The following is a 10,825-nucleotide window of genomic DNA, read 5'->3' on the forward strand; positions in this document are numbered from 1 at the left end:
TTTATCAGATCAGCTGAATGACTATTAGAGTAAACGACTTAAAGAATTATAGCGCTTGAAAACTTTCTGGACCAGACGTACTTTTATCAAAAGTGGAATCTTTTTATCAACGGCAGCGCTCTTGCTTGATGCGTTCTGGATAGAGAAGTTTTTTATAGAAACGAACCGGTTTAGCTTGAAATCTAAGGCTAGCTCGAGTCTGGGATTGAAGTTCATTCAAATCTCTGACCTTCACCTTAAGTCTGTAAACAGCCAGTTGAAACGGCTGGCCAAACAAATCAATGCGCAAAATCCTGACATCATTTTCCTGACGGGAGATGCTATAGAAAGTAACGAGCAATTACCTGTGCTGGATGCGTTTTTGAAGCTTCTCCGCCATGACATTCAGAAAGTTGCAATTTTAGGGAATTGGGAATATTGGGGTAACATTAACCTGCCCGATCTTAAGACACTATACATGAAACATAACTGCGATCTCCTGGTTAATCAGGCCAGGCAGTACCAGATAAAGGGTAATCAAGTCCTGATAACTGGAGTGGACGATTTTATCGGTGGAAATGCCAGCATCAGCCTGGCCATGCAAGAATACAAAGCCAGCGATTGCCACATCATCCTCAACCATTGCCCACAGTACGCGGAAAGTATTTCCAATGAACTGGCACCCGAAATGGCTCCAAATGCAATTATCTCCGGGCACACCCATGGCGGCCAAATTAACCTGTTTGGGTATATTCCTTTTTTACCCAGGGGTAGTGGCAAATACATCAAAGGATGGTACACCGTCGGAGACATTGATCTTTACGTATCTAAAGGACTTGGCACAAGCTTGTTGCCGATCAGATTTGGTTCCAGGGCAGAAATTGCTGTATTCGAGGCCTAGTACTACGAATCAAGTTCTGGTTCCGGACCGCGCAGCGGCCGGTTAACGTTATGAGTAAGCTTTACGGGCCTGCCTTCTTTGGCCGACTGATAGATTGCTTCCATCAGGATATGGTCCTGCAGGCCTTCCTCGCCCGGTGTAAACGGTCGTTTATCCTTTAGGATGCAATCAGAAAAGTGGTCCATTTCCGCAGCAAACTGATTCGTCTCTGCTAGCCCGATCTCTTCCTGACGTTCCATCTTGCCTTCCGCGCGGGCTGTAGTCAGTTTCTGCCCTTTGTACGCATAAGCTTTGTCCATATTCAGCCAACCTTTTTCACACATCACGCGATACCGTCGGCTTTCGTGCACATTGTAGTCCGTAGAAGAACTCGCAATCACACCGCTAGGGAAGCGCATCTGCCAGCTCATCAACTCTTCCACTTCAGTAAACAAAGGATTACCTGGTGTGCTATACTGATAGGCGAACACTTCTATTGGTTCCTCACCTAAAATAAACCGGTTCGTGTTAAGGCAGTAAAGTCCAATATCGGGTAGCGCACCGCCACCTGCAAGTGCTTTTTTATGTCGCCAGTGTGCCGGATTTGCACTGCTCTGCGAGTTGCAGGCTTCAATGAGCTTCGGCACGCCAAAGGTTTTGTTCTGCACCAGTTCCCGGAGTTTTCTGTTGTGTGGTTGGTATTGAATCCGATAAGCGACCATGAGTTTAACCTTCGCACGATCACACGCTGCGATCATCTCTTCGCATTCCTTAGAAGAAACGGCCATTGGTTTTTCACACAAGATGTGTTTACCTGCTTTTGCACCGCGAACCACATAATCCTTGTGCAGGGCATTGGGCAGCACAATGTATATCACGTCCACCTCCGGATTGTTCTTCAACTGGTCATAAGTTTCGTAGCTATAGCAATTCTGGGGCTTGATTCCGTATTGGGCGGCCACTTTCTTCATCTTCTCCGGACTGCCACTTACCAGCGCCACCAACTTGGATTTTTCACAACTTCCCAGGGCAGGCAGGATCTCCTCCAGCGCCAGATGTCCCAAGCCAACGACGGCATAACCGATCCGGCGCTCTGGGGGCAATGGTGTAGGGGTAGCACCCGACTGCTGGTCTACATCCGATTTCCAGGCTTCCAGCACAATAGGATCTTCTACACCAACCGGGATTTTTGCAGGGGGGGAAACGGCCCGCGGGCGGGTTTGTGCCAGCACATTCTGATGTAACAATCCGTTAGCCGCCAATGTACCCGCTACCCCTAGGGCTACAGTTCTTCCAGTTAGCGTTAAAAAGTCTTTTCGTGATAGGTGGTCCGCATCCATGTCGATTGATTTGCTCTGATGATAAGCAACAGCGGCAAAGCAATTCTGTTTAAAGTTTCAGAAGAAAGCTGGATCAGGATTCCACTGACTCGTACTCGCGGTATACCTTAACAAAATCATCCAGTTCGGCGGAGGCATATTTTTCAATTTCGCGCTCCAGGTGCCCATACATTTTTGCATAGTGTGGTCCGCTGGCGTGAAAACAAATTGCATTTTTGATAATTCCTGACTTTAAGCCAAGTTTCTGTTCAAAGCAAATGGACAGAAAGCCGTCTTCCCCATTTTTCATGCTCAGATCTGCAAGCAGGAATTTCAGACGAATCTTTCTAAAATCCTGTTTTCTGAAGCAGGTACACCAGCCCCCAGTAGGGCCTTGCTGAATAACTTTGTCATTCCTAACCACCTCAGTATAATGTTCCGGTCCTGGTTTAGCACCGTTGGTGAACTCATCTTGTACCACGTTAAGCCCTACAAATCCAAAATCAGGAAAGCTTTTCATGTAGTCAATGAAAATGGTATCAAGGTGTTTTGGGAAAGATAGTACGTCATCATCAACCACCACCATATGATCTCCTTTTGCGTACAGGAACAAGCGCTTGTAAGCCTTCAGTCCACGGTTTTTCCGGCGGTGGATGATCCGAAGCATTGGATGATGTTTGTACTTGTCAAGTACTGCGCTGGTTTCATCGGTAGATCCATTATTCATGACGATGATTTCGCAGTCATTCGTATTGTCAATAGCGGGAATTAAAGATTCGAGGCATTTATCCAGAAATTTGTACCTGTTCCAGGTTAGAATGAGAAAGCTGATTTTCAAGGGATGAACGTTTGGTGTGCAAAAGTAGGAATTTTTATGTTACCTCCCGAACGGGACTCCAAAACAAAGCCCATGGTTATCTGTTCATTACCAGATTCTAAACAAAGCCTTATGGAAAACAAAGCAGATGAACTGTTCGATGAACAGGACAACAATCAAAGTGAAAACAGTGAAATTAAAGGATCTAATACCGTGAAAGATCCTGATGAATGGACCACCGGCAACGAACCTATGACCGGCGCCCAACAATCTTATTTGAAAACACTTTCTGACGAAGCTGGGGAACCATTTGATGAGACCTTAAGTAAATCAGAAGCCTCTAAAAGGATTGATGAGCTCCAACATAAAACAGGTAGGGGATTAGACAGCAATCAAAAGCACTAGACTATGCTGCGGTAGCTAATCGTAGCCGTTTTCGGTTGATGATCAATGTTGCCACCAGCAGATTGGGCAACCAGCACATCCAGGCGATGATCTGGTACGCTAAGATGAAGTCCATGTGCAGCACAGCTTGGGAGAATGGCAGCCACAACCGCAAGGTCACTGCAGCAAAGGTAAGCGCATAGTTGCGGATCATCCAGTCCTGATGTTCCTGAACATTCCTGTTTAAAATGGAGGTGTAGGCCTTTACATTGCTGAAAAGCCAGGTTGCTGCAAGGGCAGCAAAGCCCAATACGCTAACCATGCCGCCAGTAGCAAACATTGCGATGCCAAAACCAGAGATACTGCTCAGCAAAACGGAAACGACATATAGTTTTCCGACGTTACGATGTGTCTGCAGATAGCGAAAGCGGAACTTTTCACTGAATTGTGACCAACCAGTTAACAAGGCGATAGCTCCGAAAACAACATGGGTATAGAAGATGGCTAAGTAAAGCGTGCTTTGCTGCAGTTCAGCAGGCTTGCCACTCAGGAACCCTGCCGACCGGAATCCAGCAGACAGATAAAGCAGGGGGTACAGTCCTACGACGAGCGCCAGAAACGCGAAAAGGGTCCAGCCTAATTTTCTTTGTGTCATATCTGTGGAATAGTTTATGCGTGCTTTTTAGATGCAAGGGACCCTGATCTGTTACAATAACGACTAATTGGATTATGATCATTATAATCTCAATTCCTATATATATTTTGCGCCCAAATAAATAGAATAATATGGCTTCAGGTTTTTTTGCAATTTTAGATGATATAGCAGCCTTAATGGATGATGTTGCGGTGACCGCAAAACTCGCCACCAGGAAAACAGCAGGTATCCTTGGTGATGACTTAGCGGTAAATGCGGAGAAAGCAACAGGCTTCCTCGCTTCCAGAGAAATACCAGTGCTTTGGGCTATTACCAAAGGTTCCTTTCTCAATAAGCTCATCATTGTCCCCATTGCTTTATTGCTCAATGCATTTTTCCCAATTGCAATCAAGTTCATACTGATTCTGGGTGGCTTTTATTTGGCTTATGAAGGCGTGGAAAAGATTATCGAGTTCTTCTTTCATAGAAAAAAGCCAACACACGAAGCGGTTAAAGAAGTTGAATTAACTGGTCCGGCTGCGGAAAAGGCAAAGGTAAAATCTGCAGTGATGACAGACTTTATTCTCTCCGTTGAAATTGTGATCATCGCTTTAGGTACTGTTCTGGAAGAAACACTGTCTATTCAAATCCTGACCGTTTCGGTTGTGGCATTACTGGCTACCGTTGGTGTTTATGGAATCGTAGCGCTTATCGTTAGAATGGATGATGCAGGTTACTCGCTTATAAAAGGATCTGGTGACAAAGGCTTTGTGTCTACAGTAGGGCACTTGCTTGTTAAAGCATTACCTATCATTATCAGGATCCTTGCTGTAGTAGGTACCATCGCATTGATTATGGTGGCAGGCGGTATTTTTGTCCATAACATCGAATATGTGCACCATTTATATCCTAAAATACCTTCAACCTTAAAGGAGTTTGCATACGGCCTGGTTGGCGGATTAATTGCTGTTATCGTCATCACCATTGCAAAGAAACTGATCAGCGCATTCAAATAAGTGTTCCTGAGCAAACAAAGAAGCCGTTTCATTTCGTGAAACGGCTTCTTTGTTTATTAGATTCCCTGGATTTAGAACCCGTATCTTAAACCGATCTGGAACTGGTATGGGTTACCAGAAGGGTTAACGATACCGGCATTATTCACACGGTAGTTGAAGCTCCGGGTCGTGGCATCATAGTTAGGAACCGCAGGGATTGCAGGTGATGTCGGCGTCGCGGCTACGGCAGCTCTTCCGTTCAAAGCATACAATGCCTGGTTTCCTAAAGATTCATTCACACCCCACTTCTTCTTCAGCAGGTTGGCAAAGTTGAAGATATCACCCGAGATCTCAAGGGTATGGGTTTTATGAAACTTGAATTTCTTGCTGATACGTACATCCACAATACCAAAGAAGTCATTGATACCACCATTACGTTCCGCAATTTGTCCTGAGTATTTGTTGATATAGTCCTTCAAACTCTGACTAGCTTCAGGATTATCTAAGATGGTCTGTAGTCCAGTACGTACGTTTTGAGGTACATTCGGGTTGTTCCTGTCGAAGATAAAAGCTAAATCATTGGTGGCAACGAAATCTCCGTTGTTGTTCGTGCCGGATAACAAGCTGTAGCGTGTACCACCGATGCCCGAATAACGAACACCAACAGTTACGCCATAAAATGTCGGCAAAGTACCATAGATCACGATCTTATTTCTGAAATGGTTATCGGAATAGGTCATGTTGCTCAAATTTCTAGGGTCATCCTTTACCGGTAAGGAGAGAGTAGCAGAGTTGGCTACGTTACCGTTGTAAGAGGTATTATCTTTAGTGTCATTCCAGGTATAACTTGCCGTTATCTCTCCGTCTTTGAAATACTGCCATGTGGCATCAAGAACTACTGCAAACTGGTTTACTTTACCTTTACTGTTGAGTTCCAGAACACGTCCGAAGGTATTGCTGATACGTCCGGTCTTCCAGTCGGGAGCACCGTTGGCCGGCATCACAGGTACAAACACCCCGCGATCTGCCTCATTAGGTAAGGTAAAATAAGGGTTAGCAGCCATATTACGGTCTACATACATGTAGTTGTTCCGCCCAAAAGAGGCATAACCGGTTACACCAACCTTTAGCTTGTCGGTTAATAGCTTGCTGTACGATAAGTTCGCCTTATATACAACAGGTATTTTTGCATCTTCAGCATACGTGTTAATGGTTGGTACCTGCTGGGCAGCCAGTGTAGGGGCCTCTACAGTTCCATTTCTGTATCCAATAAAGTTGGGAGTAGGTACGTCTGCGCCGAAGACATCTACGGTTGCCAGGTGTTTACCATCGAAAGTCAGGTTATTGATGGTGACATAATTGTTCACATCTGATCCGAAGATACCGGCACCGAAACGTATAAAGTCCGTCCGGTTCTCATTGATGTCCCAGTTAAACTGGATTCTTGGTTGGATCAAAAACTGCTTCAACTCATTGTCTGTTCTTACGCCAACCTCATCCAGTAAAGTCTGGTTTAGCGGAGATGTTGGGTACTTGCTGTAGTCGATACGTAGACCACCCACAAAATCAAGACCTTTAGCCAGTTTCGTCTGCATTTGACCATATATTGCCGTATTCCAGATACCTGCCTTAACGGTTGGATCATCTACTAAAGGCACCTCACGGTAAAACCGGTTTGGTACCAGGTTGTTGAAGTTCTCCAGTGAAGTGGCCGTGGTGGAGTTGGTATATTCAAAACGCCCGTTAACCTCGCTACCATAAAGGGATTTTGCATTCGTGTACATGAGGTCAATACCAAAAGTGTAGTTGATCTTATCAGTGTTGTAATAGAAGTTATCAACCAACTGCAGGACGTTATTGGTGAAACCTTCCTGAGCAAAGCGGTGACCGCCAATCTGAATGGCGGTGTTTGCCAATGAACCATCCGACAAGGTCGATTGAACGTTGCCAACAACAGCCCTTGGTATTGCAAAACCAAGCTGATCATTCTGGGTGCTCGCCTGATAAGTGTATAAGTGCTGTACTTTCAACTCATTCGTCACCTTACTGCTCACTGTAGAACGTAATGTTGCCAGTAAGCTGTTGTCGACGTTTTTATCATTACCATAACTCTCGAAGAAGTTGATGGCTGTATTGTCACCCAAACCAAGTGGATTTCTGTCGTTCGTATAGTTGTCCCGTATCGTTAATAGATTACGATCATTGATCTGCCAGTCTAAACGGGCAAATGCCGCATCACTACCACGCTTCTTGTCGAAAGTGCCGTATTGTGGCGCATCGGAAACGCCATATTTTGCTCTGGCGATAGCAAGGAAGTCGCTAAGGGTATTATTTGTGATGCGGAAACGTGCTTCGTCTGCAGGTCCATTAACGTCTGCAATGATCAAGGGACGGGCATCTTTCTGGTGATCCAGACCGACGAAGTAGTGCAGCTTATTCTTAATGATCGGCCCACCTAAGGTGAAGCCATACTGGTACGTAGAGAAATCGTTATCACGTTTGATACCCCGGATGTCATATCGACTCGCTAACCAGTCTGCACGGCCGTATCCAAAAGCGCTTCCGCTGGTTGTATTGGTTCCGGATTTAGTTACTGCCGTCACCGTTCCACCACCAGCTCTGCCCATGGTCACGTCGTATTGGTTCGTTACGACTTTGAACTCACGTACCGCCTCGATTGAGATGGAGTATGGTGCACCACTTCTGCTGGTTGTACTACCTGCTGAAGTCGGATTTTTGGCACTCATACCGTCAATCGTGTAGTTCGTAGAGGAACCCAATTGCCCAGCGATACCACCGCCGCGACTTAATGGAGAAAGATCCATCAGGTTCGAGAAGTTACGTCCGTTTACCGGTAATTGGTTCATGGTTTTCGCAGAGATCTCTGTTGAAGCACCAAAGTTTTGAACTTTGTTCTGTAATCCGGAGCCTAAGATCTGGACGGTTTCGAGGTTCTGTGAAGCTTCCTCCAGCATAACGTTTGCACGTACCACATCCCCAAAGTTTAACATATAACCGGTTTTGGTTTGTTCACCATAGCCCATGTAGATCACCTTAACGGCATAAGGCCCACCTAAGGGTAGTTCGCGAAAGGTGTATTCACCTTTCGCATCGGTAGATGTCCTGGTGGTAAAGCCCGTTGAGCTGTTCGTTACCTGCACAGAAGCGCCTGGAATGGCTCGCTTATCCGGGCCGGTAACAACACCAAGAATAGAGGCTTGTGTGGTTTGTGCAAGCAACGGATTCTTGATGCAAAAACACAAGAGTAACATTGAAAAGAGTAATTTTCTGACCATAATAGTTTTGAATAGTTTTATGGCACGAAGATGTAGTTGTCATGTTAACAGCAGTTTCCCTTCCTATTAAGAAATGGTTGCATAAAGGCGTTTTTTTCTTGTGTTTTGAGGTGTCGTAAAACATATTTGTTTCTTCTGACGTTTGTCCCTATATTAATGGACATATGGCAATTCAGGGTATGGAAAGTAAATTCGATGTTTCGAATATTCTTCAACAAGACGATGGCTCATCAGTAGTATGGAAATTTTTATACGGCGAAAGTTGGGCTGAATACATTCAGCATGGGGATGATATTGAAGGTCTAATCGGTTATATCCGGGCTGGTTTGCCTAAGGCTGGTGTTGATGCGTTTGTTGAGAAAACAAATATCAGTCGGGAGCAGCTCTCCCATGTACTTCACCTTAGCGTAAGGCAGCTGAACAGGTATAGTCCTGAGGATCGATTAGCGCCCGAACAATCAAATTTTCTATACGAGTTAGCACGTATCTATACCCGTACAGTAGATGTTCTTGGTGATCAGCGTACCGCGGAACATTGGTTATCACGGGAACAACTAGCGCTTGGTAATCAGATACCCCTTGATTTACTGGATACAACAGAGGGGCTACGTTTAGTAGACGACTTACTCACTAGAATTGAACATGGTCTTTATTCATGAAGTTATATAGAATTGCGCGAGCGGAATTCGCCAGTGACCTTAGCGGAAGAGGCGGTTTGCTATCGCCGGCACGGTGGCACAACTTTATGCCTGTCCTCTACACCTCTGTACAATCATCAACTTGCATCCTTGAAAAACTTGTCCATCTTGAACCAGATGAAATCCATCATGATTTAGAGATGGTCGAAATACTTGTTCCAGATGCCGCTTCGTTTTTAAGCGTAGCTGTAGAAGATTTACCAGTAAACTGGAGCAATTATCCTGCTCCACGGGTACTTGAAAAGATCGGCAATACATGGCTTTCATCGATGCGTTCACTGCTACTCTATGTGCCTAGTGTTTGTGATCCTTTTTCAAAAAACGTACTTGTTAATCCAGCTCATGAGGAAGCTGCTGCGCTGAAAATACTTTCAATATCACCATTTCGATTTGACAAGCGACTCTACAACATCAAAGCAAAAAAGCCATAAAACAGAAAGGTCCATTCTGCTTGCAGAACGGACCTTTTATTTTTACTGAGAATTTTAAAAAGGTCAATATATTGTTGTTATGCAAAATGTGTTGGCTGTTCGTGTCAGTTCAGATCGGGCTAGGTAGGCTATATGTTATACCGTAAAAAAGGTTGAACGACACGATTTTATTCTCAGGAGTCTGAACAGTACTTAAGGCCATAACTAGGAGCCTGGATAAAACAAAAGGATAGACGAAGGGGAATTAAGTCGATACGATCTAAATTCTTGATTATGGCTATTACAAAACAATCAGTTGGGATAGATATCTCACAAGCTACATTTACAGTATGTCTGTGTCAGCGTGCAGAGAATGGCGAATTAGCGTTCTCAAAAGTAGTAACCTTTGGCAATGATACTAAAGGTTTTAACCAAATGCTTCGCTGGGCCAAGGGCGCTATCGCCATCGGACCAGAGCTTGTGTTTCTAATGGAAGCCACGGGTGTTTATTACGAAAATTTGGCACACCATTTACATAAAGTAAAGAAAAGGGTTCATGTGGTGCTTCCTAACACCTCTAAACACTACTTTTCGAGCTTAAACATCAAGACCAAGACAGATGCTGTTGATGCAAGGATCTTAAGTCAGCTTGGAGTAGAGCGGACTCATAAGCTTTGGACTCCACCTCCTGCCGCCTTATTACAGCTGAGGAATCTAACCAGATATTATGTTCAGCTACAAGAACAAAAAACTAGCCTTGGCAACATCAAGCACAGTAAGGACGCTTCGCACGATGTTCAAAGCTTCATTCTCAAGAGTAATAAAAAGTTGATTGAAGATATCGACAAAGAAATTGCAAAAACGTTAAAAGAGATAAAAAGGCTTATAGAAACAGACAGCAACCTGAAAGAAAGAATAACAAAGCTGCTCACCATAAAGGGAGTAGGTTTGATTACCATAGCTACTATCCTGGCCGAAACTATGGGATTTGAGCATTTCAGGAATGCTAAACAACTGGTAAGTTATTCAGGCTATGATGTCGTGCAAAGAGAATCAGGAACCTCCATAAAAGGCAAGACCAGAATCTCTAAAAAAGGCAATCGGTACATCAGAAATGCATTGTACTTCCCGGCAATGGTCGCTTGCAGATTCAATCCTGGTCTAAAAGAAATGTATACAAGAATCAATCAAAACAAACCCTCAAAGATGATTGGACAAGTTGCCATTCAAAGAAAGCTATTAATATTGATCTATACTTTATGGAAGAATGATACGGAGTTCATTGAGGGCTATAAACTAAGTAGTCCCAACCCGAAAGTTGAGACTACGCTAGATAGTTCCATAGTCGAACTTCTTTGAAATACAAAAATACTTTTTTGTCTAAAATGTTTGCAATTTATAACAGTACCTTTT

At 44.2% G+C, this 10,825-nt stretch carries 10 protein-coding genes; 6 read left to right on the forward strand and 4 right to left on the reverse strand.

Features of this window, described 5'->3' with window-relative positions:
- Positions 1-55: 55 nt before the first annotated feature.
- Entirely contained in the window at positions 56-880 is an 825-nt protein-coding gene (locus AC5WJX_RS15255) for a metallophosphoesterase (protein WP_494485203.1), read from the forward strand.
- Between the two features lie 2 nt (positions 881-882).
- On the opposite strand, the gene AC5WJX_RS15260 is transcribed toward AC5WJX_RS15255, so the two are convergent.
- Positions 883-2,199 carry a Gfo/Idh/MocA family protein gene (locus tag AC5WJX_RS15260; RefSeq protein WP_494485204.1) on the reverse strand — a complete coding sequence of 439 codons (1,317 nt, stop codon included), beginning with the start codon at positions 2,197-2,199 and terminating at the stop codon, positions 883-885.
- A gap of 73 nt (positions 2,200-2,272) precedes the next feature.
- On the reverse strand, positions 2,273-3,016 hold the full coding sequence (locus AC5WJX_RS15265) for a glycosyltransferase (RefSeq protein WP_494485205.1): 744 nt from the start codon (positions 3,014-3,016) through the stop codon (positions 2,273-2,275).
- 111 nt (positions 3,017-3,127) lie between these two features.
- Between AC5WJX_RS15265 and AC5WJX_RS15270 the strand changes: the two genes are divergently transcribed.
- Complete coding sequence (locus tag AC5WJX_RS15270) at positions 3,128-3,400, forward strand: DUF3072 domain-containing protein (RefSeq protein ID WP_494485206.1); 273 nt, start codon at positions 3,128-3,130, stop codon at positions 3,398-3,400.
- A 1-nt stretch (position 3,401) separates the two neighbouring features.
- Here AC5WJX_RS15270 and AC5WJX_RS15275 read toward each other — a convergent pair whose 3' ends face one another.
- The gene (locus AC5WJX_RS15275; protein ID WP_494485207.1) at positions 3,402-4,034 is read right to left on the reverse strand and encodes a DUF2306 domain-containing protein; all 633 of its coding nucleotides are present in this window, start codon (positions 4,032-4,034) and stop codon (positions 3,402-3,404) included.
- A 131-nt stretch (positions 4,035-4,165) separates the two neighbouring features.
- On the opposite strand from AC5WJX_RS15275, the gene AC5WJX_RS15280 reads away from it, so the two are divergent.
- Complete coding sequence (locus AC5WJX_RS15280; protein WP_494485208.1) at positions 4,166-5,029, forward strand: DUF808 domain-containing protein; 864 nt, start codon at positions 4,166-4,168, stop codon at positions 5,027-5,029.
- Between the two features lie 71 nt (positions 5,030-5,100).
- Here the strand turns inward: AC5WJX_RS15280 and AC5WJX_RS15285 are convergent, their stop codons facing one another.
- Positions 5,101-8,304, reverse strand: a complete 3,204-nt coding sequence (locus AC5WJX_RS15285) for a TonB-dependent receptor (RefSeq protein WP_494485209.1) — start codon at positions 8,302-8,304, stop codon at positions 5,101-5,103.
- Positions 8,305-8,468: 164 nt separating this feature from the next.
- Between AC5WJX_RS15285 and AC5WJX_RS15290 the strand changes: the two genes are divergently transcribed.
- The 3 genes from AC5WJX_RS15290 to AC5WJX_RS15300 all read left to right on the forward strand — a co-directional run bounded on the left by AC5WJX_RS15290 (position 8,469) and on the right by AC5WJX_RS15300 (position 10,771).
- Positions 8,469-8,963 carry an Xre family toxin-antitoxin system antitoxin gene (locus AC5WJX_RS15290; protein WP_494485210.1) on the forward strand — a complete coding sequence of 165 codons (495 nt, stop codon included), beginning with the start codon at positions 8,469-8,471 and terminating at the stop codon, positions 8,961-8,963.
- A complete protein-coding gene (locus AC5WJX_RS15295) occupies positions 8,960-9,433 on the forward strand; it encodes an RES family NAD+ phosphorylase (RefSeq protein WP_494485211.1) in 474 nt (157 codons plus the stop codon). The genes AC5WJX_RS15290 and AC5WJX_RS15295 overlap by 4 nt, the downstream gene beginning before the upstream one ends.
- A gap of 273 nt (positions 9,434-9,706) precedes the next feature.
- Positions 9,707-10,771, forward strand: coding sequence for an IS110 family RNA-guided transposase (locus AC5WJX_RS15300; protein ID WP_494483982.1), 1,065 nt, complete (start codon positions 9,707-9,709; stop codon positions 10,769-10,771).
- Positions 10,772-10,825: the final 54 nt, after the last annotated feature.

This window comes from Pedobacter sp. NEAU-ZC8, from assembly GCF_059278965.1.